The sequence below is a fragment of the Myxococcus sp. AM009 genome (genome assembly GCF_013372605.1).
In the GTDB taxonomy this organism is placed as follows: domain Bacteria; phylum Myxococcota; class Myxococcia; order Myxococcales; family Myxococcaceae; genus Myxococcus; species Myxococcus vastator.
Window position 1 is genome coordinate 1 of record NZ_JABXEP010000166.1, and the last position, 16888, is coordinate 16888.

14 protein-coding genes are annotated in these 16888 nt (G+C 70.8%); 8 read left to right on the forward strand and 6 right to left on the reverse strand.

The window, feature by feature from the left end; translation table 11 throughout:
* A partial coding sequence (locus tag HV824_RS29810) for a serine/threonine-protein kinase (protein WP_255208450.1) occupies window positions 1–2057 on the forward strand: 2057 nt, incomplete at its 5' end.
* Window positions 2058–2114: 57 nt separating this feature from the next.
* On the opposite strand, the gene HV824_RS29815 is transcribed toward HV824_RS29810, so the two are convergent.
* Window positions 2115–2474, reverse strand: a complete 360-nt coding sequence (locus HV824_RS29815; RefSeq protein ID WP_176416138.1) for a hypothetical protein — start codon at window positions 2472–2474, stop codon at window positions 2115–2117.
* A 256-nt stretch (window positions 2475–2730) separates the two neighbouring features.
* On the opposite strand from HV824_RS29815, the gene rplU reads away from it, so the two are divergent.
* The 7 genes from rplU to HV824_RS29850 all read left to right on the forward strand — a co-directional run bounded on the left by rplU (window position 2731) and on the right by HV824_RS29850 (window position 8937).
* A complete protein-coding gene (gene rplU / locus HV824_RS29820; protein WP_176416139.1) occupies window positions 2731–3039 on the forward strand; it encodes a 50S ribosomal protein L21 in 309 nt (102 codons plus the stop codon).
* Window positions 3040–3078: 39 nt separating this feature from the next.
* On the forward strand, window positions 3079–3354 hold the full coding sequence (gene rpmA / locus HV824_RS29825; protein ID WP_044889390.1) for a 50S ribosomal protein L27: 276 nt from the start codon (window positions 3079–3081) through the stop codon (window positions 3352–3354).
* A 126-nt stretch (window positions 3355–3480) separates the two neighbouring features.
* A complete protein-coding gene (obgE, locus tag HV824_RS29830) occupies window positions 3481–5025 on the forward strand; it encodes a GTPase ObgE (protein WP_176416140.1) in 1545 nt (514 codons plus the stop codon).
* Window positions 5026–5029: 4 nt separating this feature from the next.
* Window positions 5030–5707 carry an RNA methyltransferase gene (locus HV824_RS29835; protein ID WP_176416141.1) on the forward strand — a complete coding sequence of 226 codons (678 nt, stop codon included), beginning with the start codon at window positions 5030–5032 and terminating at the stop codon, window positions 5705–5707.
* Window positions 5708–5755: 48 nt separating this feature from the next.
* Window positions 5756–6490 carry an outer membrane lipoprotein carrier protein LolA gene (locus HV824_RS29840; protein ID WP_176416142.1) on the forward strand — a complete coding sequence of 245 codons (735 nt, stop codon included), beginning with the start codon at window positions 5756–5758 and terminating at the stop codon, window positions 6488–6490.
* Window positions 6491–6500: 10 nt separating this feature from the next.
* Entirely contained in the window at window positions 6501–7925 is a 1425-nt protein-coding gene (locus tag HV824_RS29845; RefSeq protein WP_368670852.1) for a hypothetical protein, read from the forward strand.
* A gap of 46 nt (window positions 7926–7971) precedes the next feature.
* Window positions 7972–8937, forward strand: coding sequence for a hypothetical protein (locus HV824_RS29850; RefSeq protein ID WP_255208451.1), 966 nt, complete (start codon window positions 7972–7974; stop codon window positions 8935–8937).
* Window positions 8938–8967: 30 nt separating this feature from the next.
* Here HV824_RS29850 and rimO read toward each other — a convergent pair whose 3' ends face one another.
* The 5 genes from rimO to HV824_RS29875 form a co-directional block, all read right to left on the reverse strand.
* The gene (rimO, locus tag HV824_RS29855; RefSeq protein WP_176416145.1) at window positions 8968–10392 is read right to left on the reverse strand and encodes a 30S ribosomal protein S12 methylthiotransferase RimO; all 1425 of its coding nucleotides are present in this window, start codon (window positions 10390–10392) and stop codon (window positions 8968–8970) included.
* 5 nt (window positions 10393–10397) lie between these two features.
* Complete coding sequence (locus HV824_RS29860; RefSeq protein ID WP_176416146.1) at window positions 10398–11501, reverse strand: hypothetical protein; 1104 nt, start codon at window positions 11499–11501, stop codon at window positions 10398–10400.
* An 8-nt stretch (window positions 11502–11509) separates the two neighbouring features.
* Window positions 11510–12007, reverse strand: a complete 498-nt coding sequence (locus tag HV824_RS29865) for a YajQ family cyclic di-GMP-binding protein (RefSeq protein WP_176416147.1) — start codon at window positions 12005–12007, stop codon at window positions 11510–11512.
* Between the two features lie 21 nt (window positions 12008–12028).
* Window positions 12029–13669, reverse strand: coding sequence for a ribonuclease J (locus HV824_RS29870; RefSeq protein WP_176416148.1), 1641 nt, complete (start codon window positions 13667–13669; stop codon window positions 12029–12031).
* Window positions 13670–13844: 175 nt separating this feature from the next.
* The coding region (locus tag HV824_RS29875; RefSeq protein WP_176424796.1) for a serine/threonine-protein kinase at window positions 13845–16888 on the reverse strand (3044 nt) is incomplete at its 5' end.

The following is a 16888-nucleotide window of genomic DNA, read 5'->3' on the forward strand; positions in this document are numbered from 1 at the left end:
GTGGTGGGTGTGGGGCGTGCGGCAGGCGGCATGGGGCGGAGGCCTCGTGTTCAACGCTGGTGCGCGCGGACGTGGGGGCCGGTGGAGCGGCGCGGCCCAGGTGTGCCCCCGTGGTGGAGGCGCAGGACCCCTTGGTGGGCACCCGGTGCGGCAGCTTCCGGCTGGTGCGGCGCCTGGGCCGGGGGGGCATGGGGTCTGTCTATCTGGGCGAGCACGTCTCCATTGGCAGCCGGGTCGCGGTGAAGGTGCTGCACGCGCACCTGACGATGTACCCGGAGCTGGTCCAACGCTTCCATGCGGAGGCGCGGGCGGTGAACCTCATCGGCCACGAGAACATCGTCAGCATCTTCGACATGGATGCCGCGCCGCCGCGTCCCTACCTCATCATGGAGTTCCTGGATGGGTCGCCGTTGTCCGCGTGGGTGGGGACGCCCCTGGCCGCTGGCGCGGTCGTCTCGGTGCTGTCGCAGGTGTGCGACGCGCTCCAGGCCGCGCACGCGCGAGGCATCGTCCACCGCGACCTGAAGCCGGACAACATCTTCCTGGTCCGGCGCAAGCGCGACGCGCCCTTCGTGAAGGTGCTGGACTTCGGCATCGCCAAGCTGACGGACGCGCACATGCCCCAGACGCACGCGGGCATCATCGTGGGGACGCCCGAGTACATGTCCCCCGAGCAGTCCCTGGGGCGCGGCGTGGATGGCCGCGCGGACCTGTACGCGCTGGGCGTCATCGCCTACCAGCTCCTCACGGGCCGGCTCCCCTTCAACGACGAGGGACTGGCCGCGCAGCTGGTGGCCCATCAGCTGCGGCCTCCGCCGCCCCCCAGCTCCGTGTACCCGGCCGTGTCCGCCGCGTTGGAGCACGTCATCCTGCGCGCCCTGGCCAAGAAGCCCGAGGACCGATACCCCACCATCGAGGTGTTCCGGAACGCGTTGCAGGTGTCGCTCGCCGAGCACGTGCGCGCGTCGGCGCGGAAGGCGAATCCCGGAGGACTGGCGGTGGTGCCAGCGCGTGCGTCCGCCGCGACAGGAGGGGCCACCGAGGGCCCGGCGCGGGAGCGGCTTCCCACGGATGCGCGGGCGGGGCGGCAGGTGCCTTCCGCGCACGCGAGCACGTCCCCGCGGCGTGTGGCCCCGTCGGTGCGGGGCTCTGCCGTGGAAGTGCCGGTGCAGGTCGTCCTGCGCCCGGGGGAAAGCCCGGTGCGGCTCATTGGCAGTGGCCTGTCCCGGGGGGGCTTGTTCCTCCACGGTGGGCGCGTCCTGCCGCCGCTGTGCTCGCGGCTGCCCGTGGTGCTGGAGCTGGCGTCCGGGCCCCTGTCGGTCCTGTGTGAAGTGGTGCGGCTCGTTCCGCCCACGCAAGCGCGCGTCTGGGGGATGCCCGCCGGCTTCGGCGTCCAGTTCGTGGAGGCCACCGCCGTGCTCAAGGCCGCGGTGGATTCGCTCCTTCAGGGCGAGCCGGTCCGTGCTGTCCCGCGAGTCCCGCCCACGGAAGACCCGGTGCTGGCGCGCCTGCTGGAGGCCTGGCGTCAGCGCTCGGCGGGAGACGCGTATGCGGTGCTGGCGCTGGAGCCGGACTCAGACATGGGCACGGTGCGCCTGCGGACCCGCGAGGCCTGGCGCTCGCTGGAGTCCCTGGAGCAGCACTCGCTGACGCCTCCCCAACGCGCGCAGGTGGATGCGTTGCGCGTGCGCGTGCGCGAGGCGGCCGAGGCGTTGGGGGCCACGGTGCAGCGCGCCCTCTACGATGCCTGGCGCGGCAATCATCGCGGGGTGGCGAAGTGCCTGGAGGCGGGGCTCACGGCCGAGCAGCTGGAGTCCCTGCGGCGCGAGTTCCTGGCGCGCAGGCCCCAGGCCATGGGCACGGCGCGGATCCACTTCCAGTCCGGTGGCGCGCTGGAGCGCGACGGCCGGCTCCCCCAGGCGCTGGAGCAGTACGAACGAGGGCTGAAGCTGGCGCCGCTGGAGGTGGACATGCTCCAGCGCTACCGGAGGCTCCGCCGGGTGCTGGGCGGGCGGGCTTCACCGGCTGCCGGACATGACAGGGCCCGGTCTCCTTGATGTAGGAGCCGGGCCCGGGGCTACACGGCGGCGCGAGACGGGCTCACGCCGCGTCGGCTAGCCGCCGCAGGCTTCGCTGACTTCCCCGGCGTTCTCGCCGCACGCCTGGAGCTCGGCCACCCAGGCCTCCTCGTTGGAGCTGCGGCACTGCGGCATGTCTTCGATGCAGTTGACCAGGCTGCGAATCTTGTCCTTGTCGGAGTCGGAGCAGCTGTCGAGCGACTCCTTGCACTCGTTGATCTCCGCATCGCCCAGCTCGAGCATCCCGATGAACTGCGCGATTTCCGGACAATCCTCGACCTTGTCGGCAAGGGAGTTATATGCGTCCGCGGTGTCCTCGCACAGGTCGCCTTCACCACAGCCAGTGCCAAAAACAAGAGAGCCGGTGGCCACGAGGCCGATCAGGAGCTTCTTCATGGTAGTTCCCCCTCAGGACGAGGTTGTCGGGCCGGCTCGCGAAAGGGCGGCCGGGAGCCCGGTTTCCGAGTTAGCATCGCACTGGGGGTCGAGTAAACGGCCGGGGAGTGGCGGTCTGATCCTTCAACCACCTTGACTCCCCAGGGTATCTCCCGTAAATCCCGCCGCCTTTGGCGCAATTGGATGGTCCACCCGTCCGAAATGCGCGGTCGATTCCACGGGTTGACCCAACCCGACAGATGACAGGGGTTTGACGATGTACGCAGTGATTCGCACGGGCGGGAAGCAGTATCGCGTCGCCGAGGGCGATGTGGTCCGGATCGAGAAGATCGCGGGCGACGTCGGCGCCGAGGTGACCTTCACGGAGATCCTGATGCTCGGTGGTTCGGAGAGCCCGAAGGTGGGCCAGCCGACCGTCACGGGTGCCAAGGTCGTGGGCAAGGTCCTGGCTCAGGACAAGCACCGCCGCGTCCTCCACTTCCGGAAGGAGAAGGAGGGCTGGACCCGTCGCCGCGGTCACCGTCAGCCGTACACCGAGGTGAAGGTCACCTCCATCGCCGGTTAGTCCGGGCGGTTTCACCTCAAACTTCAGGAGTAAGGTGTCATGGCTCATAAAAAAGGACAGGGTTCTTCGCGCAACGGCCGCGACTCCAACCCGCAGTATCGTGGCGTGAAGGTGTACGGCGGTGAGACGGTGTCGGCGGGCAGCATCCTTGTTCGCCAGCTGGGCACGGTCATCCACGCCGGCTCCAACGTGAAGCTCGGCCGCGACTTCACCCTCTACTCGGTGGTGGACGGCGTCGTGAAGTACGAGCGCCTGGGCCGCGACCGGAAGAAGGTTTCGGTCTACCCGGCCGCCGCTGAGCAGGCGAGCGCCTGACGGCTGGCCGACCCTTGAGGTCGGCGACCGTGCGGCACCCACGAGCGGGTCGCTTCTCCAGTCCACGCGCCCTTCCGGCAGCGGGATGCGAGGGCGGCCCGCTCTTCGTTTATCCAGGAGTTCCAGATGAAGTTCGTCGACGAGGTCCGCATCTTCGTGAAGGCGGGGGATGGCGGCAACGGCGCTGTCTCGTTCCGGCGGGAGAAGTACATCGATCGCGGTGGTCCCAATGGCGGGGATGGCGGCAACGGCGGCTCCGTCGTCTTCGTGGCGGACCCTCAGCTCACGACGCTGCTCGACTACCGCTACCAGCAGCACCACCGCGCCAAGAATGGCGAGCACGGCATGGGCAGCGACTGTAACGGTCGCGCCGCCGAGGACATGGTGCTCAAGGTGCCCGTGGGCACGCTGGTGAAGGACGCCCACACCGAGGGGCTGCTGGTCGACCTGAGCGAGGCTGGCCAGCGCTGGGTGGCGGCGAAGGGCGGGCGCGGTGGCCTGGGCAACATGAACTTCGCCACCTCCACCCGGCAGACGCCGCGCTTCGCCCAGGATGGGACGAAGGGCGAGGAGCTGACGCTCCGGCTGGAGCTGAAGCTGCTGGCGGACGTGGGCCTGCTGGGCTTCCCCAACGCGGGCAAGAGCACGTTCATCTCCCGCGTGAGCCGGGCGCGGCCGAAGGTCGCCGACTACCCATTCACCACGCTGGTCCCCAACCTGGGCATGGTCCAGTACAAGGACGGCCTGTCCTTCGTGATGGCGGACATCCCCGGCATCATCGAGGGCGCCAGTGAGGGCGTGGGTCTGGGCCACCAGTTCCTGCGCCACGTGGAGCGGTGCAAGGTGCTGATCCACCTCATCGACATGGGGGCGGAGGGCGAGGGCCGCGCGCCGCTGCATGACTTCGACGTGCTCAACGCGGAGCTGGCCAGGTACAGCCCGGAGCTGGCGTCCAAGCCGCAGGTGGTGGCGGCCAACAAGTTGGACCTGCCCGACGCGCAGGCCCGGCTGGAGGGCTTCACGGAGGCGCTGCGTGCGCGCGGCATCCGTGTGTATCCCGTGTCCTGCGCCACCGGCGAGGGCATGCAGCCGCTGATGGACTCCGTGGCGGAGGTGTTGTTCACGGGGCGGACCGAGAAGCTCCACGTGGAGCTTCCCGCCAAGGCGGCTCGTGCGGGGAAGGCCAAGGCGGGCGGCAAGCCGCAGGGGGCCGAGAAGAAGGCGCCGGTTTCCAAGGCGGGGGCTGCGACCACGAAGGGCGCGGCGAAGAAGGCCCCGGCGCGCAAGGCGGGCACTGCGGCCGCGAAGACGTCTGCCGCTGCGAAGAAGGCTCCGGCGCGCAAGGCGGGCACTGCTGCCGCGAAGACGTCTGCCGCTGCGAAGAAGGCTCCGGCGCGCAAGTCGGGCGCGTCTGCGGCGCGCAAACCAGGCGCTGCGTCGGCGAAGAAGGCCGCCGCGAAGAAGGCCTCGACCCGCAAGTCGGGCACCGCGGCGGTGACGAAGTCCGCCGCGAAGAAGGCCTCCGCGCGCAAGAGTGCCTCGTCGGGCAAGGCCGCCGCGAAGAAGTCATCCGCGAGCAAGCGCGGCTCGTCGGGCAAGGCCGTCGCGAAGAAGTCATCCGCGGCCACGAAGCGTGCTCCGGTGCGCAAGTCGGGTCGCGGGAGGAGCTGAGGCCATGTCGGGTGGTGGTGCGCGCTACGAGCGCTACGAGCGGGAGCAGTTCGAGCCGGAGCAGTTCCTGCTCGACGTGCGCAAGGAGAAGATTGATCGCGTCGTCAGTCACCGGACGCGCAACTTCACGGTGGTCCTGGACCGGCTGCAGGACAGCTTCAACATGGCCGCGGTGCTGCGCACCTGCGAGTCCATGGGCGTGCAGGAGGTCCACATCATCATCAACCCGGATGCGCCCTTCTTGCCCAACTCGCGGGTGGCCCAGGGCTGCGACAAGTGGCTGGACGTGAAGCTGTACAAGACGTTCGCCGAGTGTCGCGAGCACCTGAAGTCCCGCGGCTTCTCGCTGTACGCCTCCGCCATCCAGGAGGGGGCGACCAGCCTCTACACCCTGCGCTTCGACGGGAAGATGGCGCTGGTGTTCGGCAACGAGCGGCGCGGTGTGAGCGAGGAAGTGCTGGCTGGCGTGGACGGCACGTTCTGGGTCCCCATGAAGGGCTTCAGCCAGAGCCTGAACATCTCCGCCGCGGCGTCCGCCTGCATCAGCCGGGCGATTGCCTGGCGGGACGAGCACCTGGGCCAGTCGGGAGACCTGTCTCCCGAGGACGCCCAGGCTCTGCGCGAGCGCTTCTACGTGCTGGCCATCAAACAGAGGAAGCGCCTGTTCAAGAAGGCCCCGTGAATGCCGGGGCCCAGGCCCCGTCGGGAAGATTTAGATTGGAGGCCCGCAATGTTCCTCGAAGCCCTGCTCGCTACGCTCCTGTCCGCCCCTGCCACCCCGGCCGCCACCCCGGCGAAGCCGGCTCCGACGGTCCAGGCCGCGCCCACGGCGCCCGCGCCCAGCGCTCCCGCGGCCGCGAAGCCCATGACGCCGGAAGTGAAGTCCCTGGTGGACAGGATGCAGGCCTTCTACGAGAAGACCGGTGACTTCCGCGCGGGCTTCCGCCAGGACTACAAGTACAAGACCTTCCGGCGCACGCAGACGTCCGAGGGCACCGTCACGTACAAGAAGCCCGGCTTGATGCGCTGGGAGTACCAGAAGCCTTCGCCGCGCACCTTCGTGCTGGCGGGCAGCAAGGTGTACGCGTACGACCCGGCGGCGCAGAGCCTCACCGTGGCCAACGTGGATACCAGCCAGCTCTCCGCGTCGGTGACGTTCCTCTTCGGCCAGGGAAAGCTCGCGGACGAGTTCAACATCACCCAGGGCGCCTGCAAGGACTGCAAGGGCACGCTGCTGGTGTTGGATCCGCTGAAGAACGAGCCGCGCTTCCGCCAGGTGCGCCTGGAGGTGGACCCGTCCACGGCCCAGGTGCTGAAGAGCACGGTGGTGGACCCGGACGGCAGCGAGAACGCCATCTCCTTCCTCAACCTGAAGACGAACGTGGGCATCGACGCGGACAGCTTCAAGCTGGACGTGCCGGACGACACCCGCGTGGATGACTTCACGAAGGCGAAGAAGCAGTAGCCTGCGGAGCGTGCGTCGCGCGTTCCTGCTGATGGGGTGGATGGGGCTGGCCGGGACCGGGTGCCACCGGGAACCGGCCGCCAGCGCCGAGCGTCCGCAAGGCTTCCATGGGCAGACGCTGCCGCTGCTGGCCTCGCCCGCGCTGCGGCTCACCGTGGCGGGCCAACTGGGGACGCGGCCGGTGCCGGTGGTGCTGGATGTGGCGCGGCCACTCTCGCTCGTGTCGCGAGGCTGCTTTGACGGCGCGCTCCCCGCCCCCGAAGGCACCATCCGCGCGCCCGAGCCAGCGGGAGGTTTCCGCTCCTGGCCCGTGGTGCCGTTGCCTGCCTTCTCCGTGGGCCCGGTGCGGTCCCCCGTGCGCACCGCGGGGGTGTCTGGTGAGAAGGCCTGCGCGGTGACGCTGGGCGCGGACGTCCTGGAGTTCTACGCGCTCACCGTGGACCCGCTGCGGCGGGAGGTGACGTTCACCATCTCTCGCCCGCGCGCGGACTACGTCGCGGAGGCGGCGGCCACGGCGGCCTCGCACGAGGTGCACGTGGTGGAGCTCAGTCGCGAGCCGCTGGGCGACTGGCCTCTGTTGGCCGCTCGGATGACGCAGGGTGGAGCGGAGCTCACGGGCCCGTTTGTCCTGGGCTCGCGCGAGCCCTTCTCTCGGGTGTCCGTGAGGCTCGCTGAGGCGCAGGGGCTTCAGCCGCTCGAGACGGCCGCCAACCTGCCGCCACGGACCTTCGCGCTGGATGCCGTGGAGGTGGCCGAGGGCCTGGGTGTCCGCCCGCTGGTGGTGGAGGCCGCCGGGCGCTGGGACTCGCCGAGCAGCTTGGGCCGCCTGGGGCCGGATGTCTGGGGCCGCTTCACCGCGACGCTGGACGCGAAGGGCGGGGCGCTGGTGCTGCGGCGTCCCCAAGTCCGCCCGTCAGAGGGCTCCGCCACCAGCCCGTGCGCCGCGCCCGATGGCACCTTCCGTGAGGAGGCTTGCTATGGCCTGCATGTGCGGCGTGAGCCGGATGGCAGCGTCTCGCTCAGCGGCGCCGTGTACCGGGACCTGCCGGAAGGCGGGCGGCTTCACCTGGAGCCGCTGGGGCCAGACGGGCAGAAGCTGCTGACTGGCTGCGGCGTGGGGCTGAGCTTCCCCGCCACCAGCAGGGGCCTGACGACGCAGCACCGCGTGCCCTGGCGCTCCCTGGCGCGGACGCTGCCTGCCTGCCATGCGGCGCTCTCCTCCGCGCGCGGCTTCACGCTGGGCCTGTTCGAGGAAGGCCGTCAGCCCGAGTGCCCCACGGCCTGTGCCTTCGTCACGGAGACGGTCTCTCGTCGCACCGTGTGTGAGTGCCAGCCCACGCCGCTGGGCGAGGGCGTGGCCATGCCGGCGCGCGGCGCTCCTTCGCGTGAGCCCCCGCCTGAGGAGCGGGAGCTGGAGCCGGAAGACCCCCGTTAGCGTTGCCTGGACAGGGGCGGGGTTGCTGCGCTCTCCTCTGGCGCACATGCGCCCGTCTCCCACCGAGTTCGACCGTCAGTACACCGAACAGCGCCGCTCCATCGAGCTGGCCCGCCGCTACCTGGAAAAGGAGGGCGTCTCGCGGATGTACGACGCCCTCTCCAAGGAAGTGGAGCGGGGCCGGTTGTCCGTGCAGGACGCGAGTGGCGCCATTCGCTTCGGCTTGCTGGCCGTCATTGAGCGCGTCGCGGAGCGGGTGGGCCACACGCGCTACGTCGACATGTTGAAGGACGAGGAGCTGCTGGCCGCGCTCCGCTCCACGCTGGACGACATCTGCCGGCGCAAGGGCGTGGACACCTTCGAGTTCCGCCAGCAGTGGGCCCACGCCAACCTCCAGGCCGTGCTGCGTGACTGGCACCTGGTGGTGCACGAGGAGCGGGGCCGGCAACGCTACGAGGTGGCGGCGGACCTGGCCCGCCACCTGGTGAAGGAGACGCCGGGGACGGTGCTGGCGGAGACGCTGAAGCTGCCCGTGGACGCGTTCGTGCTGCTCGTGTCTCCAGAGGCGGGGCTCGTGGGGCTCGGTCCGGATGGCGCGCCCGCGCCCATCACCGAAATCTACGCCGTGGAGTCGCCCGCGCCGGAAGGCAAGGCGTGGTTCCTGTGGCTCAGCATGCGGGACGCGGGGAACCGCGCGGCCCGGGCGCTCATCAACGTCTACCTGCAGGATGGGAGGACGTTGGACGACGCCATCGCCTTCACCCGGGAGCAGGGCGGTCCGCAGCAGGACGCGGGCTGGGAGGACTGCTGCCGGCTGCTCGCGGGGGTGACGCGGCACCTGGCCGAGGGTGGGCCCGTGCGCGAGGACTGGTACGACGCCACGGCGCGCGAGCTCCACGAGAAGCTGGCGGCGACGCCGAAGTCGGCGAAGGCGGACCGGGAGAAGCTGCGTGAGCGCCTGCGCGCCGTCAGCCCGGGACGCACCCTGGTGCTGGAGGAGCCCTCGCGCTGAGGGCTCCCGCGGCGTCCGGGGCCTTCGCGCCTACTCCGCGCGAGGGGCCGGACGCTGCATCACCGACACCGGCAGCGGGGCCGGGTGCGCGTCGCGCGCGGTGTGCTCGCGCTGCTTCGGGTCCGGGCGCTCCACCACGCGGGCGACCAGGTCGTAGTCGTGAGCCTCCGTCACCTCCACGGTGACCAGCTCCCCCGGGTACGCCAGGCCGTCGTTGATGTAGACCATGCCGTCGATGTCCGGCGCCTGGCCCTGGTGGCGGCCCACCAGCAGGTGCTCCGTCTCCGGCGCGGGGCCTTCCACCAGCACCTCCAGGCGCTTGCCCACGAGCTTCTTGTTCTGCTCGCGGTTGATGCGCTTCTGGATGGCCATGACCTCGCGCCAGCGGCGCTCGATGAGCTTCTGCGGCACCTTGTCCGGCAAGTCGTAGGCGGCGGTGCCCTCTTCGTCGGAGTACTGGAAGACGCCCAGGCGCTCGAAGCGCTGCGTCTTCACGAACTCCTTCAGCATCTCGAAGTCCTCGTCCGTCTCACCCGGCAGGCCGACGATGAGCGAGGTGCGCATCACCAGGCCGGGCACGCGCTCACGCAGCTTCGTCAGCAGGCCCTTGAGGAACTCCGAGTTGCGCCCGCGCTTCATGGACAAGAGCAGCTTGTCGCTGACGTGCTGCACGGGCATGTCCAGGTAGCGGGCAATCTTCGGCTCCGCGGCCATCACCTCGATGAGCTCGTCGGGGAAGATGCGCGGGTAGGCGTAGTGGAGGCGAATCCACTTCACGTCCACCTGCACCAGCGCCTTGAGCAAGTCATGCAGCTTCGGCCGGCCCGGCAGGTCATGCCCGTAGGCCGTCAGGTCCTGCGCGACGAGGTTCAGCTCCTGCACGCCGCTGTCCGCCAACTGCTTCGCCTCGGCGACGATGTCGTCGATGGGCCGCGAGCGCTGTCCGCCGCGCAGCGTGGGGATGATGCAGAAGGCGCAGGCGTTGTCGCACCCTTCCGAAATCTTGAGGTACGCCGTGTACTTCGGCATCGAGTTGATGCGCGGCGTGTTGGCGTCGTGGATGTAGTCCGGGTCCGGAATCACCTGACGCGGCGAGGCCTCGGCGGCCAGCAGGTCCCCAATCTGGGCGTAGGCGCTGGTGCCCAGGAAGTGGTCGACCTCCGGCATCTCCTTCGACAGCTCCTCGCCGTAGCGCTGGGACAGGCAGCCCGTCACCACCAGCGTCTTGCAGGCCCCGGACTTCTTCAGCTCGGCCATCTCCAGGATGGAGTCCACCGACTCCTGCTTGGCGGGACCGATGAAGGCGCACGTGTTGACGACGATGACCTGGGCGTCGGAGGCCTCCTGCACCAGCGTGTAGCCGCGGTGGCGCAGCGTGCCCAGCATCACCTCGGAGTCCACCCGGTTCTTCGGGCAGCCGAGCGTCATCATGTACAGGCTCTTGGTGGTTTCCACTGCGTCTACCGCTTTCCGAGTTCGGTTCGCGAGAAGTGGGTCCCACTCCAGGCGAAGTTCATGGACGTGCCGTTCGAGTAACGGATGGACAGCACGCCCTCTTCATCCAGCTCCACCGATGACGCGCGCCCCAGCGCGCAGGTAGCGGCCGGCCACTCGAGCACCCGCCGCGCTGTCTTCCCGGTCACCAGGTAGAGGCCCAGCCGCAGCTCGTCATCGGCGTCACATTGACCGGCGACGGCATACGGATTCTTCCCGCTCACCACCGTGACGACGCGTCCGCCGTCCTCCAGGGTGAGCGTCTCCGGCACGTTCAGGTCCACGGACGCGGGCGCGACGGCGTCCGGTGCCACCAGGCCGCGCAGCGAGGCAGGGGTCAGCGCGTCGTCCGCCTGAGCCCAGGCCGGGTAGCTCATGTAGTCCCAGCCCAGCCACCCGTCCTCCCGGGGCTCGAGCGAGGCGACGTTCTCCGGCGGCTTCAGCTTGAGGCCCTTGCGAGGCTCCTCCGACAGGCGCAGCGCGTCACCCACCATGGTGCCGCTCTGGCAGTTGGAGATGGAGGTGACCTTGCCGTCCGCGCTGTCCCGGTCCTCGTAGGTGAGGCACAGGTCCATCACCAGCGGGTCCACGGCGGGGAGGCGCGGGAAGGCGCGCACCGGCACCGACGCCATCAGCAGCAGCGAGTTGCCCTGGCGCTGCACGGCGGCCGTCACCAGGTCCTGCGCGAACTGTGGCGTGCCGCTCTCCGCCCCGGACGCGCGCTTGCCGTCGAAGGCGAAGCGCCATGTGTGGCCGGTGGCGGTGGGGCCGGTGCCCGGGAAGTAGAGCGACAGCGTGAGCAGATCGCCAGCCTGGAGCTGGTCGTCGGTGGCCTCCACGCCGACGTACAGCGTGTCCTTGCGCGCGCCCACCTTGGCGGTGAAGGAGGCGGTGGCGCCCTCCACGGCGACGGGCTTGAGCACCAGCGGCGACGCGAAGGCCTTGAGCCCACCCTGGATGCGCGGGGGCCTGGTGAGGGAGGGAACCGGCTTGGAAGGACGGTCCGCCTGGGCGGACGCCACGCCCGGGGCGCAGAGCAGAAGGCAGAAGGACAGGGCGGTCGCGCGCATGGGCCTCTTCAATCGCGGAAGTTGGTGAACTGCATGTCCAGTTTCAGCCGGTCCTGCTCCTTGCGGAACAGGGCCATGGCCGCCTGGAGGTCGTCCCGGTTCTTGCCCGTGACGCGGAGCTGGTCGGCCTGGATGGAGCCCTGGACCTTCATCTTGGACTCCTTCAGCAGCTTCACCAGCTCCTTGGACTTCTCCACCGGGATGCCCTGCTGGAGCTTGATGGCCTGCTTCACGTTGTGAAGGCCCGTCTTCTCGATGTCGCCGTACTCCAGCGCGAACAGGCTGATGTTCCGCTTGGCCAGCTTCACCAGGAGGACTTCCTTGGCGGCCTGGACGCGGTCTTCGCTGTTGGCCTTCACGGTGATGGCGGTATGGTCCGGAGCCAGCACCACGTCGGCATGGGCGCCCTGGAAGTCGTACCGCGTGCTGATCTCCTTCTTGGTCTGGTTGACCGCGTTGTCGAGCTCAGCGAGGTCGATTTTCGAGACGACGTCGAAGGATGGCATGGGCAGCGGCCCTTACCATACCTACACCCGGACGACCAAGGGCACCACCAGGGCGCGCTTGGACGTGTACGTCTTGAAGGCCCGGCGTACGGCTCGGGTGAGTTCCTCTCTCACCAGGGCGTCATCCCCCCTGAGGGCGGGGGACAGCTCCTCGAAGAGCGCCCGCGCTTCCTGGGCCACCCGGGGGAGCTGTACCTGTTCGTCCACGGACAGCCCCTGTCCGGACAGCTGGGGCCCCGCCACCAGCTTCAGGGAGTCGCGCTGGATGACCACCACCGCGGCCACCAGGCCCGTCTCCGACAGCCGGATGCGCTCCTGGAGCGTGTCGGGGTTCACCCGGCCGGGGCCGAACCGGTCCTTGAGGATGCGGCCGGCTGGGACGCTGCCGGTGAAGCGCCCCCGGCCCTCCTCGAAGGTGACGACGTCACCGTCCTGCGCCAGCAGGCACTGTGCGGGCTCCAGGCCGGCCTCGCGCGCGGTGAGCAGGTGCTTGTGCAGGTGGCGGCCCTCGCCGTGGACGGGGATGAAGTGGGCCGGGCGCACCAGGTCCAGCACGCGCCGCTGCTGGGGTTGGCTGGCGTGGCCGGAGACGTGGATGCCCGGCTCCACCTGGGCGTAGGCCACCTTCGCCCCGCGCCACTGGAGCGCGTCGATGAGCGCGCCCACGGAGCGCTCGTTGCCGGGGATGGCCCGCGAGCTGAGCACCACCAGGTCGCCTGGGCTCAGCCGCAGGGGGCCCTCCCCCGACGCGAGCTGGGACAGCCCGGCCCGCGGCTCGCCCTGGGCGCCGGTGGTCAACACCAGCACCCGCTGCGCGGGCAGCGCCGGCACCGTGTCCAGATGGACGAAGAGCGAGTCGGGCACGTCCAGGTAGCCCAGCTGTCGCGCCATCTCCACGTTGCGAATCATGCTGCGGCCCTGCAGGGCCACCTTGCGCCCCAGCCGCTCCGCCAGCGCCAGCAGGTGCCGGACGCGGTGCAGGTTGGAGGAGAACAGCGCGACGATGATGCGGCCGGTGGCGCCCTGGAAGAGGCGCTCGAAGGTCTGCTCCACCACGCGCTCGCTGCCCGTCTCCTCCTTCACCTCGGAGTTGGTGGAGTCGGAGAGGAGGCACAACACGCCTTCCTCGCCGGCCTCGCCCCAGCGCTCCAGGTCCGTGCGCAGCCCGTCGATGGGGTCCGGGTCCAGCTTGAAGTCGCCGGTGTGGACGAGGGTGCCTTCTGGCGTGCGCAGGATGTAGCCCACCGCGTCCGGCACGGTGTGCGTGACGCGGCTGGCCTCCACGCGGAAGGCCGTGCCCACGGGGAAGGGCTCGCGCGGCTCGATTTCGCGCAGGTCCGCCTCGATGCCCAGCTCCTCCAGCCGGTGGCGCGCCATGGCCAGCGTGAAGCGCGTGCCGTAGACGGGGACGGGCACCTCATTGAGCAGGTAGGGCAGGGCGCCCAGGTGGTCTTCATGGCCGTGGGTGAGCAGCACGCCCTTGAGCTGCGCGGCGTTCTGCTTCAGGTGGCTGAAGTCCGGAATGATGATGTCCACGCCGGGCATCCCCGAAGAGGGGAACATCAGCCCGGCGTCGATGAGCAGCATCTCCCCACGGCAGGCGATGACCATGGAGTTGAGGCCGATTTCGCCCAGACCGCCCAGGGGAATGACGTGAAGCATTGGGTGCAGTCTAACGGCGGAAAGTGACGGAGGCCCCCGAGAACAGCGCCTGAGCCGCGCCCGCCTGTCTGGTGGCCCGGGGTGACGTCAGCAGATGTGGATGGTGACGTCGCGCCTCCGCTGGAGGTGTGTGCGCGGAGGTGTGACTTCGGCGGAGCAGGGCCCTGGTGGTGGCTCAGCGCTTGCGGCGCCGGAGGTCCTGGAGCCAGTCGCGGACGAGGCTGGCCTCCGTGGCGTAGGTGGGCTCCTCGGCCGTGTAGAAGCGCAGGGCCTGGTTGGCCAGCCCCCGGGCGCGGGGCCCGTCCTGCTTCACCAGCGCCTGGGCCAGGGCGAAGCGGGTGCTCGCGAGGTCCTCGGCCGGGCCGGGATGGGCGGTGCGAAGCGCCAGGGCGCGCTCCAGCATGGCGCGGGCCTCGTGGCTCTTGCCCAGGGCGTGCAGGGCCAGGCCCAGCGTGGTGAGCGGGGCGGCCGTGTCCGGGTGGTCCTTCTGGGAGGCCCCGTAGGCCGCGATGCTCCGGCGGGCGTAGTCCACTGCGTCGCGTGGCTTGCCCTCGCGCAGGGCGAGCGCGCCGAGCAGGGCCAGGTCGGTGGCGGTCTCCGGGTGCTCGGGGCCGTAGGCCTTCAAGTCCACCGCGAGCGCGCGCTCGCGCAGGGGACGGGCCTCCGCGTTGCGGCCAAGCGCCTCCAGGGCCTCGGCGAGGTTGTTGAGCGGATAGCTCAGCGTGGCGCTGTCTCGCCCCAGCGACTGCTCCTCCAGGTGGATGGCGCGCTGGAGGTAGGGGATGGCTTCCTCGAAGCGGCGGACGATGACCAGGTGGTAGCCCATGGCGTTGGCCGCCATGGCCGTCTGGGGATGGTCCGGACCGAGCACGCGCTCCGTCGTCTCCAGCACGCGGCGCAGCAGGCCCATGGCGCGCTCCGTTTCGGGCGTGCGGGACAGGGCCGCGGCCTGGTTGCGCAGCGACTCCAACGTGAGCAGGTGCTCGGGGCCCAGCTCCTGCTCGCGCAGCGTCGCGGAGCGGCCAAAGGACTCCGCTGCCTGGGCGTACTGGCCTCGGAGGAAGGCGTTGCGGCCCAGGCTCGTCTGGAGCAAGGCCTCCAAGTCAGAGGCACCGCCCGCGCGCTGGATGGACGAGCGCGCCTGCTCCACCGTCCAGGACTCCAGGGTGGAGTCCGCGGACACGGCGGTCACCAGCCGCGCCGACGCGCGCGCCGCCAGGTGGTCATGGCGGTGCGCCTGCGCGGTGAAGAGGGCTTCGCGCAGGGCCGCCGCGGCGCGCGCGTCGTCCCCCGCGACCAGCCCGAGCCGGCCCTCCAGCTCCAGCGCCTCCGCGAGCACCGGGCCGTAGCCGAGCTGCCGCGCCTCGGTCAGCACCGCCTTCGCTTCTTCCTGCGCCTGGGGGTAGCGGCCGGCGTCCACCAGGGCCGTGGCCCGGTCCACCCGGGCGCGCAGGGCCTCCACCTGCTGCCGCTGCCCCTCGGGCTCCGACAGGCCCCGCCGGAGCGCGTCCACGTCCGCGCAGGCGGCGATGGGAGGCAGGCGCTGGGCCGCGTCCGGTGCGGCGTTCAGCGCTACCGCATCCGTCTGCGCGAGCACGCCCGTCAAGGCCACCAGGGCCGAGTGACGCCGGTCCAGGCACGCCATGCGCAGCGCGAGCGCGTGGTCCGACTGGTGGCCCTGCACCCGGGTGGCCTCGCAGGCCTCGCGGTGCATGCGCGTCCAGTCGTGCGCGAAGCCATCCAGGGTCGTCGCCACGCGCTCGAATGCGGCGGAGGCGTGGACCTTGCCCGTGGCGGCGAAGGCCTGCTGGATTTCCGCCCGGCGCGCCGTGTCCCAGACGCCGGTGAGCCGGGCCTCGGCATCCGGACACGGGCCGTCCCGCTGTGAGCCCACCAGCAGCCAGGTGACGGCGACCACGCTGTTGAGCAGCAGGGACGCGGCGGCCACCGCGCCCCGGCGGCGCCAGGCCGCCAGCGGGTCCGCGCCCAGTGCATCCAGCAGCACGCCCATGGACGGGAAGCGCGCTTCGGGAGCCGGGGACAGGCCCCGCGAGACGGCGCGCAGCACCCACGCGGGGACGCGGCTTCCCCGAGGCGGCGGGCGCACGCGGCCCGCGCTGGCTTCCTCCAGGTACTCATCCGGGCGCTTGCCGTTGAAGGGGAGCTGTCCGTAGAGGGCTTCGTAGAGGGACGCGCAGAAGCTGAACTGGTCGCCGCGCGCGTCGATGCGCCCATCCTCGTGCTGCTCGGGCGGCATGTACGCGGGCGTGCCCATGACGAGCCCGGCTTCGGTGAGCGCCGTCTGGAGCAGGTCTTCCGGGGCCAGGCGCGGCAGCGCGGGCGTGGTGCCGCGGCCCGCCTCGGCCGCTTCGAGGTCCGCGGTGGTGCGGGCCAGCCCGAAGTCCGTCACCTGCGCCCGGCCGTCCTTGCTGACCAGCACGTTGGCGGGCTTGAAGTCCCGGTGGACCAGTCCGGCGGCATGTGCGGCGGCGAGCCCTCGGCCCGCCTGGCGGAAGATGTCGAGCACCTCGCGCCAGGTGCGGTGCTCGGCGCGGAGCCAGTGGCGCAGGGACAGGCCGTCCACCCGCTCCATGGCGATGAAGACGCGCCCCGCGAATGTGCCCGCGTCGTAGACGGAGACAACGTTCGGGTGGGACAGCCGCGCCATCGCCTGGGCTTCGCGGAGCAGCCGGGACGAGCCGTCCGAGCGCGCCGCCGGGTTGGCATCCGGATGCAGCAGCTTGATGGCCACGCGCCGGTGCAGCTCCGGGTCATACGCGCTGTAGACGGCGCCCATGCCTCCCGCGCCCAGGGTGTCCAGGATGTGGTAGCGGCCCACGCGGACCTGGGCCGAATCCCGGGGCTCGGTGTCCTCGACGTCCTTGCGCGCGGGTGGGCGGCCCGACTTTCCACCTCCGGGGCTCGCCAGGGGCGGCCTGGCCGGCGAGGGCGCCAGGGGCATGGACAGGGTGACCCGAGAGCCGCGCCCCGCCGCCGCGTCCGGGGCGGACAGCAGCCGGCCGCCGTGCGGGAGCACATGGGCACCCGCGAAGTTCTTGGGGCTCGCGCTGGGGGCAGGCGCGGCGTGTGCGTTGGGCAGGATGCGCGCGCTCAGGTCCCGCGGCGGCGCGGGTGGCGGAATGGCGAGGACGGCTGGCGGAGGCGGGGCGGCCGGCGCGGAGAGCCCCGCGGGGGCCGCCCCGCCTCCGCCAGCCGTCC